At 42.5% G+C, this 16,873-nt stretch carries 11 protein-coding genes; 4 read left to right on the plus strand and 7 right to left on the minus strand.

What is annotated here, in order from left to right; all coding sequences use genetic code 11:
* Position 1: 1 nt before the first annotated feature.
* Positions 2 to 622: an ABC transporter ATP-binding protein gene (locus BM176_RS19055; RefSeq protein ID WP_255373543.1), complete on the minus strand. Its 621-nt coding sequence runs from the start codon at positions 620 to 622 to the stop codon at positions 2 to 4.
* Between the two features lie 513 nt (positions 623 to 1,135).
* Between BM176_RS19055 and BM176_RS19060 the strand changes: the two genes are divergently transcribed.
* Both BM176_RS19060 and BM176_RS19065 read left to right on the plus strand, forming a co-directional pair.
* Positions 1,136 to 2,110: a ribonucleoside-diphosphate reductase small subunit gene (locus BM176_RS19060; protein WP_090105885.1), complete on the plus strand. Its 975-nt coding sequence runs from the start codon at positions 1,136 to 1,138 to the stop codon at positions 2,108 to 2,110.
* Positions 2,111 to 2,203: 93 nt separating this feature from the next.
* On the plus strand, positions 2,204 to 4,615 hold the full coding sequence (locus BM176_RS19065) for a ribonucleoside-diphosphate reductase subunit alpha (protein ID WP_090105886.1): 2,412 nt from the start codon (positions 2,204 to 2,206) through the stop codon (positions 4,613 to 4,615).
* 93 nt (positions 4,616 to 4,708) lie between these two features.
* On the opposite strand, the gene BM176_RS19070 is transcribed toward BM176_RS19065, so the two are convergent.
* Complete coding sequence (locus BM176_RS19070; RefSeq protein WP_090105887.1) at positions 4,709 to 5,311, minus strand: TrmH family RNA methyltransferase; 603 nt, start codon at positions 5,309 to 5,311, stop codon at positions 4,709 to 4,711.
* A gap of 109 nt (positions 5,312 to 5,420) precedes the next feature.
* Between BM176_RS19070 and BM176_RS19075 the strand changes: the two genes are divergently transcribed.
* Positions 5,421 to 8,120 carry an AsmA-like C-terminal region-containing protein gene (locus BM176_RS19075; protein WP_090105888.1) on the plus strand — a complete coding sequence of 900 codons (2,700 nt, stop codon included), beginning with the start codon at positions 5,421 to 5,423 and terminating at the stop codon, positions 8,118 to 8,120.
* Between the two features lie 211 nt (positions 8,121 to 8,331).
* Positions 8,332 to 8,736: a hypothetical protein gene (locus tag BM176_RS19080; protein WP_090105889.1), complete on the plus strand. Its 405-nt coding sequence runs from the start codon at positions 8,332 to 8,334 to the stop codon at positions 8,734 to 8,736.
* Between the two features lie 178 nt (positions 8,737 to 8,914).
* Here the strand turns inward: BM176_RS19080 and BM176_RS19085 are convergent, their stop codons facing one another.
* From BM176_RS19085 to BM176_RS19105, 5 genes are all read right to left on the minus strand, one after another.
* Entirely contained in the window at positions 8,915 to 12,088 is a 3,174-nt protein-coding gene (locus BM176_RS19085) for an efflux RND transporter permease subunit (RefSeq protein ID WP_090105890.1), read from the minus strand.
* A 35-nt stretch (positions 12,089 to 12,123) separates the two neighbouring features.
* Positions 12,124 to 13,263, minus strand: a complete 1,140-nt coding sequence (locus BM176_RS19090) for an efflux RND transporter periplasmic adaptor subunit (protein ID WP_090105891.1) — start codon at positions 13,261 to 13,263, stop codon at positions 12,124 to 12,126.
* A gap of 61 nt (positions 13,264 to 13,324) precedes the next feature.
* Positions 13,325 to 14,650: a TolC family protein gene (locus BM176_RS19095; RefSeq protein WP_090105892.1), complete on the minus strand. Its 1,326-nt coding sequence runs from the start codon at positions 14,648 to 14,650 to the stop codon at positions 13,325 to 13,327.
* Positions 14,651 to 14,911: 261 nt separating this feature from the next.
* Positions 14,912 to 15,841 (minus strand): lipoyl synthase, encoded by a 930-nt coding sequence (gene lipA, locus BM176_RS19100; RefSeq protein ID WP_255373544.1) that lies wholly within the window; start codon positions 15,839 to 15,841, stop codon positions 14,912 to 14,914.
* 42 nt (positions 15,842 to 15,883) lie between these two features.
* Positions 15,884 to 16,738 (minus strand): hypothetical protein, encoded by an 855-nt coding sequence (locus tag BM176_RS19105; RefSeq protein WP_143097859.1) that lies wholly within the window; start codon positions 16,736 to 16,738, stop codon positions 15,884 to 15,886.
* Between the last annotated feature and the right edge of the window lie 135 nt (positions 16,739 to 16,873).

Here is a 16,873-nt window from a genome sequence, read left to right on the forward strand (position 1 = left end):
ATCAGAGTTTTACAATATTTCTATCCTGTACCTGCAATTGAATGGCTGCCGCGCTTACCTGCTGATGTGAGGTGATACAAAAAGTAACTCCGTAATGTGTATAAAACTCTTCCACCATATTGTACAATAATGGAACAGCATGGTTATCAAGGGTTATCAGTGGCTCGTCCAGTAGAATCACTTTGGGCCTACCTGTAAACGCCAGGAGCAGTGATAGTTTCTTAAGCATACCACTTGAATAAGTACTAACAGGTTTGTGGATAAACCTATCCACACCTAACATGGCAGTAAGCTCTTTTATATCTTTATATCCATTCCCTTTTGTTTGCACAAAAAGGCTAACTAAGTCATTACCAGTGAGGAAGCCCGGATATAATGGTTCAGCCTCTGCATAATTCACCAGGCGGCGATATTGTACTGGTTGCTCCCGGCAACTAATGTTATTATCCACCAGTATATCTCCCTTAAAAGGTATTAACCCTGCCATTACCTTCATACTGGTGGTTTTACCTGCCCCGTTTCCTCCTAATAACCAGTAAATATGGTGTTGTAATTGTAATTCGGGGATATCCAGGATAACAGTATCATGATAAGCTTTAATAATACCTTTTAAGGTAAGCATAAACGGATGTATTTATTTGTAAATATGTGGAATAAATAATTGTATTTCAGCACACAGTAGCGGTTTTAACAATATTTTATTTTCCCACAAAAGGGTGAATATACTTACGAAATTGATCGCAAATATTTAAATTAATTTTAAGCTGTGATGTGCAGTTTTATGTGCGAATAAAGTTTTATTCATACCCTTTCTACTCCCGAGTGAGCCGCCCTGCTACATCTTCTAAATCCCATTCTTCTTTTTCCACATTCTGTTAAAAACTTAAAAATCTTACAGGCACATTCGTGTGTACATTTGTAACAGTTCCTGACACGGTTGTGTGATTTACGGGGGATGGCAAATACCCCGGCCAAAGAATTTGGCTTTCAAGCCAATCAAAACCAGTCACCTGCAGGAACATTCACATATAACAAGGGTATAAAAAGAAGGGGTCCAGGCGTTCAACGAAGGAAAATATTTTCTCCGTCATATCCATTCTGTCTATAGCCGTTAACCATAAAAAATTATTGAGCGATGAATCATGAGAATGAATTACTATTAAGAGAAAACAAGGACAGGTTTGTATTACTCCCCATTAATTATCCAAAAGTGTGGGAGAAGTATAAACAACATGAAGCCAGTTTTTGGACGGCTGAAGAAATTGACCTCGGTTCAGATCTTAAAGATTGGGGAAACCTGAATGATGGGGAACGTCATTTCATTACACATGTACTTGCTTTTTTTGCTGCCAGTGATGGCATTGTGAATGAGAATCTCGCCGTGAATTTCATGAGTGAGGTACAGATTCCGGAAGCCCGTTGTTTTTACGGTTTCCAGATCATGATGGAAAATATTCATTCTGAAACCTATGCATTATTAATAGATACTTACGTTAAAGATCCTGCAGAAAAAGATCGTTTATTTCACGCCATCGAAACAGTGCCGGCTGTAAAGAAAAAAGCAGAATGGGCATTGCGCTGGATTGATAATGGAAACTTTGCAGAACGCCTGGTAGCATTTGCTGCTGTAGAAGGTATTTTCTTCAGCGGTAGTTTCTGCTCTATTTTCTGGTTAAAGAAAAGAGGCCTGATGCCGGGTCTTACATTCTCTAATGAGCTGATAAGCCGTGATGAGGGATTACATTGTGAATTTGCCTGTCTGCTATACAAGATGCTGGAAAACAGACTCTCAGAAGAAGCAGTACAGAATATTATCCTGGATGCAGTAAAGATTGAAAAAGAATTTATCACAGAAGCGCTGCCTGTAGGACTGATAGGTATGAACAGCACGCTGATGTCTGAATATATTGAGTTTGTGGCAGATCGCTGGTTATCAGAACTGGGGTATTCAAAAGTATACAATACAGCAAATCCTTTTGATTTCATGGAAATGATTTCATTACAGGGTAAAACCAACTTCTTTGAGAAACGTGTGGGTGATTATCAGAAATCAGGCGTAATGTCTTCCGGTAAGGATAGCCAGACGTTCAGTCTTGACGAAGATTTTTAATTTATTAAAAAACCGATGTAGGGCATAATAATTGCAGAGTACTGCTGATGTTTGCCAACATTTTTACTATAACCTCTTAAATTCAACTTACCCATGTTTGTAATAAAGCGCGACGGTCGCAAAGAAGCGGTAAAATTTGACAAGATTACTGCACGCGTTGAAAAGCTGTGTTACGGATTAAATGCCGAATATGTGGATGCCGTTGATGTGGCCAAGAAAGTGATCCTGGGATTGTATGATGGCGTGACTACTACAGAACTGGATAATCTGGCAGCCGAAACAGCAGCATCGCTCACCACTAAACATCCTGATTATGCTTTGCTTGCGTCGCGTATCGCAGTAAGCAATCTTCATAAAAATACAGTGAAGTCGTTTTCTAAAACGATGAAGAAACTGTACGATTATATTGATCCGAAAGTTGGTAAACCTGCTCCATTACTGGCAGAAGATGTGTGGGAGATCATCAGGAAAAACGCAGATATCCTGGACTCTAATATTATATACGACCGCGATTTCGCATTTGACTACTTCGGTTTTAAAACACTGGAGCGTTCTTACCTGCTGAAACTCGATGGTAAAGTATCTGAACGTCCGCAACACATGTTCATGCGTGTGGCTGTAGGTATTCACAAAGAAGATATCGATGCAGTACTGAAAACATACAACCTGATGAGTGAGCGCTGGTTCACACATGCTACGCCTACCCTGTTCAATGCAGGTACGCCAAAGCCTCAGATGTCCAGTTGCTTCCTGCTCACCATGCAGGACGATAGCATAGAAGGTATCTATGATACATTGAAACAAACAGCTAAGATATCACAGAGTGCCGGTGGTATTGGTCTTAGCATCCATAATATCCGTGCTACAGGTTCTTACATCAGCGGGACCAATGGTACTTCAAATGGTATCATTCCCATGCTGCGTGTGTTCAACGATACCGCACGTTATGTGGATCAGGGTGGCGGGAAACGTAAAGGCGCTTTCGCTATTTACCTGGAACCATGGCATGCAGATATTTACGAATTCCTGGATCTGCGTAAGAACCACGGTAAAGAGGAAATGCGCGCAAGAGATCTTTTCTACGCTTTGTGGATGCCGGATCTGTTTATGAAACGTGTTGAGGAAAATGGTGACTGGAGTTTGTTCTGTCCACACGAAGCACCAGGACTGCACGAATGCTGGGGTGAAGAATTCGAAGCATTATATGCAAAATATGAAACAGAGAACCGCGCACGTAAAGTGGTAAAAGCACAGGATCTCTGGTTTGCTATCCTGGATGCACAAATTGAAACCGGTAATCCTTACCTGCTGTATAAAGATGCTGCCAACCGCAAATCAAATCAGCAGAACCTGGGTACTATCAAGAGTTCCAACCTGTGTACAGAAATCATTGAATATACTGACGCTAACGAAGTAGCAGTATGTAACCTGGCGTCTCTTGCACTGCCACGTTATATCTCAGAAGGTAAGTTCGACCATGAGAAATTATATGAAGTAACTTACCAGGCTGCTATCAACCTGAACCGCATCATCGATAATAACTATTATCCTGTTGAAGAAGCACGTAACAGCAATACGCGCCACCGTCCTATCGGTTTGGGTGTACAGGGTCTGGCAGATGCCTTCATCCTGATGCGTTATCCGTTCGAAAGTGAAGAAGCAAAACAACTGAATAAAGATATTTTTGAAACCATCTACTTCGCTGCATTATCTGCATCGAAAGATCTGGCAAAGAAAGATGGTCCATATGCAAGCTACGCTGGTTCACCTGCATCAAAAGGTATCCTGCAGTTCGATATGTGGGGTGTAACACCTTCCACACGCTGGGACTGGAAAGGACTGAAAGCTGAAATCAAAGAGCACGGTATCCGTAACTCTCTGCTGGTGGCTCCAATGCCAACGGCTTCTACTTCACAGATCCTCGGTAATAACGAATGTTTCGAACCTTACACATCCAACATCTATACACGCCGTGTATTAAGTGGTGAGTTTGTAATCGTAAACAAACACCTGCTGAAAGACCTGGTTGAAATGGGGCTGTGGGATGGTGATATGAAGAACAGGATCATCTCTGCAAATGGCTCTATCCAGAATATCGCAGAAATACCTGCTCCAATAAAAGAATTGTACAAAACCGTTTGGGAAATCAAGCAACGTACTATCATAGACATGGCAGCTGATCGTGGCGCTTATATTTGCCAGTCACAATCACTGAACCTGTTCGTAGATACTCCATCCGCTTCTAAACTTACTTCTATGCACTTCTATGGCTGGAAGAAAGGATTGAAAACAGGTATGTATTATCTCCGTACACAGGCTGCTACACAGGCCGTACAGTTCACTGTTGAAAAACAGGGTGGACAGAATATGGAACCTATGGTTGCCGGAAAAGCTACAGCCGGAGCTACTCCTGCCAAAGCAATTGACCCTTCCCTCGATGAAGTTGAATTCCTGGAAGGTGCAGTATGTACTATGGAAGAAGGTTGTGTAACCTGCAGTGCATAAAAGCAAAAAGTAAATAAAAGTAAAAAGCCGGTTCGTTAACGAGCCGGCTTTTTACTTTTATAAAATTCTCTTACAATTTCTTTCCCTCTGTTATTAAAACTCCTGTTCTTCTTCCCCAATAAATCCCCATTGATTCAGCAAACTATTAAACTGTTCATCCGGTAGATTCTTCTGATTATAATGACCTGCCAGGGTTCTCTGACGAAGCGCTTCATAGATACTTACTGCACAGGCTACAGAGATGTTCAGGGACTGAATAATACCCACCTGTGGAATAATGAAATTCCCATCTGCCTGAGCTCTGATTTCCTCACTTACCCCACCGTGTTCATTACCAAATACCAGGGCCACAGAGCCTGTAAAATCAATATCATATAATCCTACCGAATCTGCTGCCAGATGTGTTGTGAAAATCTTATCATATTTCTGACGAAGGGCTGTTATACATTCATCCACTTCTGAAAACTGGTGAATAGTCAGCCATTTGGCAGCACTGCTGGAACTCTTGGCGCCCCATTTCTTATGACGGGGAATCTTGTTATTAAGCACATAAATCTCCTGGATTCCTACAGCATCACAGGTACGCATAACAGCAGAAATATTATGCGGATCCTGTACATTTTCCAGCACTACAGTCAATCCAGCCTGCCGTTTATTCAATACGGATAACAATCTTTCTCTACGTTCAGGTGTCATAATCAATGATATATAAATTTCCAGCTGCAAAATTAACTTAAATCAAACTTCTAAATACCGCTTTTCCTTATTACCTTCATAACATAACAAAAAACCTTTATTCAATATTATGTTCAAGAAAATCCTCAAAGTAGTAGGGATCATTTTTATAGTACTGATTGCGGCTGCAATAGCCATCCCTTATTTTTTTAAGGGCAAAATCATGTCTATTGTAAAAACAGAACTGAATAAACAACTCACTGCAGATGTTGATTTCAAGGATGTTGATATAAGTCTGATCCGGCATTTTCCGAGACTGGCTGTAGCCATCGAGGATTTACAGGTAATAAACAGGGCTCCTTTTGAAGGCGATACCCTTTTCTCTGTAAAAAAGATCGACATGGCCCTGAACCTTATGAGCGTGATCAAAGGTGGTAAAATCGATATTTACAATGTGGCCGTTATAGCCCCACGTATCCATGCCATCGTTCATAAAAACGGGGAAGCAAACTGGAATATCACCAAACCGGATACTGTACAAACAACTACAACAGATACTGCCAGCACTTCTTTTGCACTCAACCTGCAACAGTATAAGATCGAAGATGCAATGGTTAGTTATGAGGATGAACAGGGTGATATGGGATTACTGATAGAAGATCTTGATCATTCAGGTAAAGGAGATTTCACACAAGATCTGTTCACTTTACAAACCAATACCGAGGCTGCCGCCATTACCTTCCGTTATGGCCTTATCCCCTATCTCCTGCGCACGCATACCAAAATGGACGCAGATGTCCAGGTAGACAATAAAACGAGCACCTATACCCTCCAAAAGGGCAATGTATCGCTGAATAATCTGCAGCTGGCATTACAGGGCTTCTTTAAGATGGTGAACGATAGCACTTATGGTATGGACCTGAGCATGAAAGCACCTTCTACTAAATTTAAAGATATCCTCTCGCTGGTACCTGCCATTTTCATGAAGGATTTCGATAAGATAAAAACAGATGGTAGTGCTGCTTTTGATGGCTTTGTAAAAGGCACTTACAGCGCTACACAGATGCCGGCATTCGGATTACATCTGGGCGTAAAAGATGGCTTCTTCCAATATCCGGACCTGCCTAAACCTGTAAAGAATATCCAGGTTACACTGAACATAAAAAACGAAGATGGTGTACCTGATCATACAATTGTGGATATGCCTGCTGCTCACCTGGAAATGGATAACACACCAGTGGATATGCGTTTACTGGTAAAAACACCAATATCCGATATGTATGTGGATGGCGCTGTGAAAGGAAAAATAGACCTCTCCAAAGTAACACAATTTGTGAAGCTGGAAGAAGGTACTGCATTAAGCGGTATCCTGGATGCAGATATCAATGCAAAGGGAAATATGAGTGCCATCGAAAAACAGGAATATGATCGTTTTTATGCTGCTGGTACCCTGCTGGTAACCAACCTGCTGTACCGCAGCAAAGATTATCCGGATGGTATCAAAGTGAATAATCTGGCTATGGTATTCAACCCAAAAAATGTAACCGTGCAGAAATTTGACGGTCAGTATATGGGTACAAACTTCCAGGCAAACGGAGAAGTGAATAATATGCTGGCATATGTATTCAAAAATGCACCACTGGATGGTAAGCTAACTATGAAAGCAGATCAGGTGAACCTGGACAAATGGATGGGCACAACAGAAACTACCACCACTGAAGCCGCTCCGGCAGATACCAGTGCACCGTTTGCAGTACCTGGTAACCTGGATTTTGTGGTAAATGCTCAGGTAGATAAAGTGCATTACGATAAGCTGGACATGAACAATGTTTCCGGTACATTACTGCTGAAAGATCAGACAGTAACCATGCAGCAGGTAAAAGCCAATGCATTGCAGGGTACCATGGAAGTAAATGGTAGTTATAGTACCAAAAACTCTCCGCTTAACCCTGATATCACCATGGCCTACAATGTGCAGAATGTGGATATCAAAGAATCTTTTAATGCATTTAATACTGTACAGAAATTAATGCCGGTAGCACAGTTCCTGTCAGGTAAAGTAACTTCACAGCTAAGCATGAAAGGCAAACTGGGTAAGGATATGATGCCGGTATTAAATAGTTTAACCGGAGATGGTAACCTGTTACTGATAGAAGGTGCATTGCAGAAATTTGCACCGGTAGAACAACTGGCCAGCACACTGAATGTATCCCAGTTAAAAAACATTTCATTGCGTGATGTTAAAACCTATTTCTCTTTTGAAGATGGTCGCGTAAAAATAAAACCGTTTAACGTGAAAGCTGGTGGTATCAATATGCTGGTAGGTGGTTCACATGGTATTGACCAGTCACTGGATTATGTGATGCAAATGACACTGCCACGCAGTATTATAGGTAAACAGGGAGATGCGCTGGTAAACAACCTGGTAACCCAGGCGACTAACAAAGGTATCCCGGTAAATGTGAGTGATAGTGTTCACCTGAATGTACTTATGGGTGGTAATATTATGAAACCTACCTACAAAACAGATTTACAGGAAACTGCTGCAGGTACAATCAATAATCTGAAAGACCAGGCAGCTACACTTGTGAAGAACAAAGTAGACACTGTAAAAGCAGCACTGAGAGATACCTTACAACAAGCCAAGAAACAGGTAGTTGCTTCTGTAAAAGATGAACTTACCAAACAACTGACAGGCAAAAAAGACAGCAGCGGTACAAAATCACAGCCTCTGCAAAATGTAGGCAAACAGGCAGAACAAACCGTTAAAAACACCTTAGGAAATCTCTTTAAGAAAAAGAGTAATACAGCCGATACCACTAAGCATTAATACTCACTGAAAAAAAAGAAATACGAATTACGAATAAGGTGTTTAAACATCCTTTCGTAGTTCGTATTTTTTTTTGTTTATACGCCGCAATAAAACTACTTTGGATAATTAATTGTCTGACTTTTTCAGCAACTTCGCATAACCGACATACTATTCTCCACCCAACATCAAAGGGTGTGTTAACTTGAGAAATCGCCTTATCGTAATATAGATGGAATACGAGCGTTACATATCAGATGGAATCCTGGAAAGATACTTCCTTGGATTTGCAACTCCCGAAGAAGAAGCAGAGCTGCAGATTCACCTGGATATCTTCCCTGAACTGCAAACAGAAATGGATGCGGTGGAACGGCGTATAGAAAAAGCGGCCTTAAAAGATGCTGTGCCGCCGCCTGCCCATATCAAAACAGCACTGATGCAACAAATTGCAGCAGAAAGTGCTAATCAGCAAAGTTATACATACAAAGTAAGATATAATAATGTATCAGCCCCCGACAGCAACCATAAAATGTCTGTACACATTGGCTGGAAAATAGTCTTGATAGTATTGTTATCCATGATTGCCCTTTCGCTGTTAGCTGCTATTGTTTTCTACATGGCAACTATTCAAAAATAAGAATGAAAAATAAAAAGAAATAAGCCCTGCTGGTTGAACCGGCAGGGCTTATTTCTTTTTATTTTTCACAACACTTTTCGGAGTCCTGTGATATCCATAAAAAAGGCTGCCACAAAGGTGACAGCCTTTTTGTACTCACTTATTTTACGTTTTTGTACTCACTCATATTTTAAGCTACTTAAATATTTGTGTGTTGCATCGCTTTATAATTCTCCTGCATCGCTTTCAGTTTTTCTTTACCATAAGCAAGGCGGGTAATCAACACAAACAATACCGGTACTACAAAGATGGCCAGGAAGGTAGCGGTGAACATACCACCTAATACAGTCCAACCCATTGTTTTACGGGATTCTGCACCGGCACCGGTTGCCAGTACCAGTGGTAAGATACCCAGCAGGAATGCAAGAGAGGTCATGATGATAGGACGTAAACGCAGCCTGGCTGCTTCTACTGTTGCCGTTACCAGCTCCATCCCCTTATCAGTACGTTCTTTTGCAAATTCCACAATCAGGATGGCGTTCTTCGCAGACAAACCTATCAGGGTAATCAAACCTATCTGTGCGTATACATTATTACTCAGATTCGGCAGGAAGGTGAGTGTTAAAATCGCTCCAAATGCGCCCAATGGTACTGCCAGCAATACGGAGAATGGTACAGACCAGCTTTCGTACAGTGCTGCCAGGAACAGGAACACAAAGATGATAGATAAAGCGAAAATATAAACGGTTTTGGAACCGGATAATAACTCTTCACGGCTTAACCCGGAAAACTCATATCCATATCCTTCCGGCAATACCTGCGCCGCCACTTCTTTCAATGCATTGATAGCATCACCACTACTATAACCGGGAGCTGAACTACCATTTATTTCGGCAGAACGGAATAGATTATAATGTGATACTACTGGTGCACTTTCAATAATTTTATAAGATGTCAGTACGTTCAACGGCACCATAGACCCTTCTGTATTACGTACAAAGTATTGTCCGAGGTCTTTGATATCACCACGGTATGTAGAATCTGCCTGTGTTAACACGCGGAAGTTACGCCCGTAGATGGTGAAGTCATTCACATAAGAACTACCAAGGTAGGTTTGCAATGCTGTCGCAATCGCGGAGATCTGCACGCCCATTTTCTTAGCTTTTTCACGGTCTATTTCCAGTTGATAACCGGGTGTGCGGGCTGTGAAAAATGAGAATGCACGGCCTATTTCAGGCCGTTGGTTAATGGCTCCTGTAAACTTCTGCAATACAGCTTCAAATGCTTTAATATCCGGATTACCACTTTTTTGTTCTAAGATGAAAGAGAACCCTGCCGTAGTACCTAAACCAGGAATTGCCGGTGGCTGGATTACTACCACACTGGCTTCTTTGAAACGGGCTAACTTCCGTTGCATTTCAGCTGTAATAGCTCCAATCTGTAAGGCTTTCGACTTTCTTTCATCCCAGGGTTTTAACTGGCAGAAGATAGTTGCACTGTTTGATTTTGTAGCAAAACTCACTACGTTTAAACCACCCAATGCGGCATAGTGAGCAATCCCTTTTACACTGTCAAGTGTTTGCATCATCTGATGCAAAACAGCTACTGTACGTTCTGTAGAAGAAGATTCCGGCAGGTCAAAGGTGATGAACAAACGACCATCATCTTCTGTAGGAATAAACCCGGTAGGTTTACCTCTGAACAACATCAGTGTGCCTATCATGATACATAACAGGATGATCATAACATAACGTCCCAGACGGATACTCTTTTTAACGCCCAATGAATAACGGCTGGTTACATGAGCGAACCAGGTGTTAAACTTGAAGAAAAACCGGTTCAGCCCTCTGGAATTTTTATCCAGGTGATTAGGCCTTAATATCAGTGTACACAATGCAGGCGTTAAGGAAAGCGCGACGAATGCAGAGATTAGTACAGAGATAGCGATAGTGATCGCAAACTGTTGATATAAACGTCCTACTATACCGGGAATAAATCCTACCGGAATAAACACCGCTGCAAGAATAAGGGCAATGGCTATTACTGGACCCGAAATATCTTTCATGGCCTGATATGTAGCCTCTTTCGGCGTCATCTGCTCATGGTCCATATTATGCTGGACCGCCTCCACCACCACAATGGCATCATCCACCACTATACCAATAGCCAGTACGAAACCAAACAATGTAAGTGTGTTGATGGTAAAACCTAAAGGAATGAAGAAGATAAATGTTGCGATAATGGATACCGGGATAGCCAGTACCGGAATAATAGTAGCTCTCCAGCTTTGCAGGAATAGAAATACCACCAGTACTACCAGTGCAAGTGCTTCCAGCAGCGTTTCTACCACTTCATGAATAGATACTTCTACAACCGACACAGATTCAAATGGTACAACATAATCCACATCAGCAGGGAAAGCCTTCTTCAACTCTGCCATCGTTGCATATACCGCTTCTGCTGTTTCTATCGCATTACTACCTGGTGCCTGGTATACCAGCAGGTAGGACGCTCTTTTACCATCTACGAAGGAATTACCGGCATAGTTGAATTTACCCAGTTCCACACGAGCCACATCTTTCAGATACACCAAAGTTCCATCTGAAGGACGGGTTTTGATGATGATATTACCAAATTCTTCGGCTGTAGTTAAACGGCCTTTCACGAAGATGGTATATTCATAGGTCTGTCCGGCTTTCTGTGGAGGAGCCCCAATAGCACCTGCTGCGATCTGTGCATTCTGCTCAGTGATCGCTGCTTTTACCTCATCGGCTGTTACGCCCATCTGGGCCAGTTTATCAGGCTTCAGCCACAAACGCATACTGAAATCATCTGCACGGGTGAAGATATCACCCACCCCTTTTGCACGCAGTAATGCATCCTTTATAAATACGTTGGTGTAGTTATCGAGAAAGGTAATGTCGTGAGAACCTTTTGGAGAGAACAGTGCCACCAGCAGCAGAATACTGGGATTACGTTTTCTAACGGTAAGGCCCAGACGCTGTACTTCCTGCGGAAGGGTTGGCTGAGCAATCCCCACACGGTTCTGCACGTCCAGTGCTGCTATATTGATATCCGTACCTACTTCAAAGTTTACCGTCAGTGTCATAGCACCATTGTTGGTACTGTTGCTGGACATGTAAGTCATTCCTGGTGTACCATTCACCTGTACTTCCACGGGTGTGGCAACGGTTTGCTCTACTGTCTGGGCATCTGCACCAGTATAAGTACCTGTTACCTGCACCGTAGGGGGCGAAATCTCAGGGTACTGCCCTATAGGCAGGTTCATCATGGCCAGCAGCCCTACCAGCACAAGCACGATAGATATCACTATCGCTGTTACAGGTCTGCGTATAAAAGTATTTGCAATCATGATTTTCTTCTATTGATTCAAACTCAAACTATAAACTATTTCTTACCAGCTGGTGGCTGTTGCTGTTTAGGCGCTGCCGTATCTATTTTACCGCCATCGCGTAAACGCTGGAAGCCTTCTGTGATCACTTTTTCGCCTGCAGTTACACCATCCAGTACTACGATCTGATCTCTCAAACGTGGTCCCAGGTGGATCTTACGCTGTTCTGCTACTGTATCTTTTGATACAAATACGAAGAATTCACCCATCTGTTCTACTACTGCTTTGTAAGGAATAATCACATGATCGCCCGACTGATCATTCAGTACACGCAATACACAGCTCATACCATCTTTCAGCACTTCTTTAGGATTGGAGAATTCAATACGTACCTTGATGGTAGCGGTCTGATTGTCCACCCCACGATCTATTACAATGATCTTACCACGTTCTGAATAAGCAGTGCCATCAGGAAGCTGCAAACGGAATGTAGAATCTTCCGGGTTGATCGATTTACCTTGCATTGCTGAAAAACGGGGAATATCCGTTTCACTCACCACAAAATCTACTGCAATGGGGTTCTCGCTGGACATAGTATTTAACAGCGTAGTACCCGGGCTTACCTGAGCTCCCAGCTTAACCTGGGAAATACCAATACGGCCCGTGAATGGAGCTTTTATATAAGAATAATCCAGGTCTGTACGGGCAGCAAGCAAAGCAGCTTCTGCGGCAGCTACCTGGCTGCGGGTTGTTTCCAGCGCGGCTTCTGCATTGTCCAGAGTCTGGCGGGCTATTGCATCCTGTTCAGCCAGGCGGTGATAACGGTCAGCATCTTTCTGTGCTTTGTTGAAGTTTGCTTTGGCGCTGGCGATATTAGCTTCTGCCTGGCGGTAAGCGGCTTCATATTTACGACGATCTATTTCATAGAGGGCTTTACCCTTCTGCACGACTTCTCCTTCTTTGAAGAAGATTCCGGTAATATAACCGGCCACCTGGGCACGCAATTCCACCTGGTTCAATGATACCACTGAAGCCGGGAATTTATCGTAGTAAATAGCGGAGCCCTGTGTTGCAGCAGCAACATTTACAGGTGTAGGGGGCATTACCATGGCAGCTTTCTGGCCCGGTCCTTTGCAGGAAGCCAGGAAAAATATACCTGTAGCGCCAATGAGGAGAATGTGTTGCTTTGTTTTCATCTCTATATATTTGTCCTTTCAATGACCGTATAGTATGCTATCCGGCCAGTTTTACCATTAATTAGTTAGTAGATATTGTACCCAGTGAACGTTCCAGATCTATTTTGCTCGATAGCACAGTGTACATCGCATTATAATAGTTAAGCTGTGCGGCACGAAGATCTGTCTGTGCTGTAATCACTTCCAGGTAAGCCTTCACTCCTTCTCTATATTGCATCTCTATCAGATCATATACTTCCTTTGCCAGTTCCATATTTTCCTTTAATACCAGGAACTCATTAAGATTGCTCTTATAGGCAGACATGGCCTGTGTATACTCAGTATTAATCTGGTTCCTCAATGCTTCCACATCCCAGTCGGTACGTTTTAACTGCAATTCTGCCTGTTTAATATTATGCAGCCTTTTGGATCCCTGGAAAATAGGCAGTGATAACTGAACTCCTACCAATGAGTTCGGATAATTATGACTATACAATTTTGAAAATTCAGGGTGCAGGTAAGCGAAATTATAATTAGCGAAGGCCGATACCGTTGGTAAAAAACTCCACTTATTATATCGCAATTCTGCGGCCAACAGGCTCCGTTGTGTTTGCAACAATTGGTATTCTATCCTGGTTTCGTATGCAACGGCCACATTTGTATCCAGTTCTACTTCCTGGCTCATTTTCATGGTATCGTATACCAGGTTCAGCTGTCCCGTTGGCGGATATCCCATCACCTGTTTCAGGTAGGCGTATTTGGCCACCAGGGATTCTTCTCCGGTTTTCTTCTGTGCCTTGGTATTGTTGAGTGAAATAGTAGCCCGTTTATAGTCGGTCTTATCCACTATACCACCCTGGTACTGGTTGTAGGCATCTTTCAAACTGCGTTCCAGGCGAACGATATCTTCATTCAGCACATCCAGTTGCTTTTGAGTAAGCAGCATATCGTAATAGGCTTTACTTACATTAGCCACTACATCAATCTTGTTGCTTTGTGTGTTTTGTTTCGCCTGTCTGCGTACATCTTTAGCCGTTTTATTAGCCAGCAGAAGATCCCGGTTAAAAATGTTCTGATTCAGGGAGAAGGCCGCAGAAGAAGAATTTGCTACACCCGTTTTAACGGCAGCACCATTAAAATAGGAAGTTGGCAGTTTCAGGTAATGCTGCAGATTGAAATCAAGGCCGATCTGGGGATACCAGTCTGCCAGCTTACTTTTGATTCCATGTTCCGTGATTTCTTCATCAATTCCGGATTGCTTTACAACAGGCTGATGGGACAAGGCATACTGTACGCATTCCTGAAGCGTAGCTTTAGATAATAGCGAATCAGGGACTTGCTGTGCGTATGCAGTAGCATTGCACAGCCATATTCCCAAGACTGCGGTCAGATAAAATACTCTTTTCATAAAAGGTTTTGACAATCAGATTCTTCTTTAGACCAATCGTAAGAACAATGATAAAAACATGATTGTTCTTAATATTATTAGAAAAATAAAAAAGGCATGCACTAAAAACTGCAATCAGGTAGGTTTAAGTTTATATCTATTACTGGCATGAGTAATAATAATTCCAATTGGGTTTTACCTGTTCAACTACAGGTAACTGAGATGCGAAGATATACTACAAATAAAAAAATCCATCACCGCTGATGGATTTTTTTAATAAGATTATATTTTGTTAGTAGCCCGTCCACTATGTATATGCTTCTCTGCATGATAGGACGATCTTACCAGCGGTCCGGATTCTACATAATCCAGGCCCATATTATAGCCTATTTCTCTAAGTTCTGCAAACTCATCAGGGTGTACAAACCGTACTACCGGCAGATGTTTGGGGGTAGGTTGCAGATATTGTCCTAAGGTTACTACATCACAACCGTTATCGTACAGATCCTGCATGGCCTGTACTACTTCTTCTTTGGTTTCACCCAGTCCCAGCATTATACCGCTCTTGGTGCGCATACCGCCATCTTTCAAACGGCGGATCACTTCAAGGCTGCGGTGGTATTTGGCTTGTATACGTACTTGCTTGGTCATTCTCTCCACTGTTTCCAGATTGTGAGATACTATTTCAGGAGCTACCTCGATAATGCGCTCCAGGTTGTCCCATTTCCCTGCAAAGTCCGGGATCAGGGTTTCCATGGTGGTATTTACGTTCAGTGCACGAACAGCTTTGATAGTGTTGGCCCATATGATGGAACCGCCATCTTTCAGCTCATCCCTGTCTACAGAGGTAATAACCGCATGTTTCACCTTCATCAGGTAGATAGCTTCTGCCACACGCTGAGGTTCGTCCCAGTCAACTGCCTCAGGTCTGCCGGTAGCAACTGCGCAAAAGCCACAGCTACGTGTGCAGATATTACCTAATATCATGAAGGTAGCAGTACCGGCTCCCCAGCACTCTCCCATATTAGGACAGTTTCCGCTTTCGCAGATAGTATGTAATTTATGGGTATCAACCAGGTTACGCACCTGTTTGTAGCTTTCGCCTATTGGTAGTTTAACACGCAGCCAATCCGGTTTTTTAACCCTGGGAACATCAGGTGCCGCAGGTGCCGTACTACATGGTGTTGAAGTAGTTATGAGTGATTCTTGCATCTCTGATCCTTTCTTTAGACTACAAATTTACTACTTATCCGGTTATTTCTTGTTCCAGCGCTTTCCGAATTGAACGGCTATATATCCGTTGAAGAAGAACTTCTTATTTTCCTGGAACACCATAATAGGGATTTCTTTGGTATAGTATTCCGCATTCATACCCACTTCCAGGGCACTTACCACCTCATTAAACCTTGCCCAGTCGAAGCGGAGGGCTAACTTGGCATGTAAGCCGGGTACTACACTCAATTCTCCCCATCCCTTACTAAAACCGGCACCACCTATAATTTTATCAATTTCGGTAAATACCTTGTCATAATCAGCACTTTGTCCATATTTTATCTGCACTGCACTTTCTGTAACCGTATCTTTCACATTCAGATAATAAGGTTTTAAGAGACCGATAGAAATTCCTCCGTAGTAGATTGCATTTACCAATACTCCATTTTTATTACCCTTTCCACCGATCAAACGTTGCTGTCCTATACCCAGCTTTGCCTGATAGAAGTTATTCTGTTTTCCAAAGATGAAAGGTTTTTCAGAGTAGACGAAGCCATACGCATCAGGTATTGGGTCTTTTACGGCTCCGGGTTGTTTATATTCCTTGGGATTTTTCTTTTCGGCGAATTCAAACTGGTAAAAGGTTACTTTCTGCCGGCTTTTACGATATCCCAGTTCAAGAAAGCCGCTCCAACCGTCGGTATTTACCCGTCCCCCTATAGAGAACTCTCTCTGGTAAATGTTTTCTCCTTCCTCCCGCTGCTTAAACAATGAAATACGTCTCGACTTCTTCTGCTCCCGCTCCTCTTTGGGGGGCTTCCCTAATGAACTAGTGTCCTGAGCCTGCAAGCCGCCCACTACCAGTAGTAAGAGCACGAATAAGTGTAGTTTTTTCACCTGTATAGATTTGTTTTGTTTATAAACGTCTGGCTTGTATTAATTGGTATGCTATGCATTACAAACCTACACGTTTTTTCTTTCATGTGTAAATTTGTTTTACCCTGTCCCAGGGCGCGCATAACAGGTATAACG

This window comes from Chitinophaga sp. CF118, assembly GCF_900112615.1.
GTDB lineage: Bacteria > Bacteroidota > Bacteroidia > Chitinophagales > Chitinophagaceae > Chitinophaga.

Bases quoted from the DNA above. Each gene is read 5' to 3' on its own strand.
- BM176_RS19055 (WP_255373543.1), bottom strand. From the start codon at position 622: ATGCTTACCTTAAAAGGTATTATTAAAGCTTATCATGATACTGTTATC.
- BM176_RS19060 (WP_090105885.1), top strand. From the start codon at position 1,136: ATGAATCATGAGAATGAATTACTATTAAGAGAAAACAAGGACAGGTTT.
- BM176_RS19065 (WP_090105886.1), top strand. From the start codon at position 2,204: ATGTTTGTAATAAAGCGCGACGGTCGCAAAGAAGCGGTAAAATTTGAC.
- BM176_RS19070 (WP_090105887.1), bottom strand. From the start codon at position 5,311: ATGACACCTGAACGTAGAGAAAGATTGTTATCCGTATTGAATAAACGG.
- BM176_RS19075 (WP_090105888.1), top strand. From the start codon at position 5,421: ATGTTCAAGAAAATCCTCAAAGTAGTAGGGATCATTTTTATAGTACTG.
- BM176_RS19080 (WP_090105889.1), top strand. From the start codon at position 8,332: ATGGAATACGAGCGTTACATATCAGATGGAATCCTGGAAAGATACTTC.
- BM176_RS19085 (WP_090105890.1), bottom strand. From the start codon at position 12,088: ATGATTGCAAATACTTTTATACGCAGACCTGTAACAGCGATAGTGATA.
- BM176_RS19090 (WP_090105891.1), bottom strand. From the start codon at position 13,263: ATGAAAACAAAGCAACACATTCTCCTCATTGGCGCTACAGGTATATTT.
- BM176_RS19095 (WP_090105892.1), bottom strand. From the start codon at position 14,650: ATGAAAAGAGTATTTTATCTGACCGCAGTCTTGGGAATATGGCTGTGC.
- lipA (WP_255373544.1), bottom strand. From the start codon at position 15,841: ATGCAAGAATCACTCATAACTACTTCAACACCATGTAGTACGGCACCT.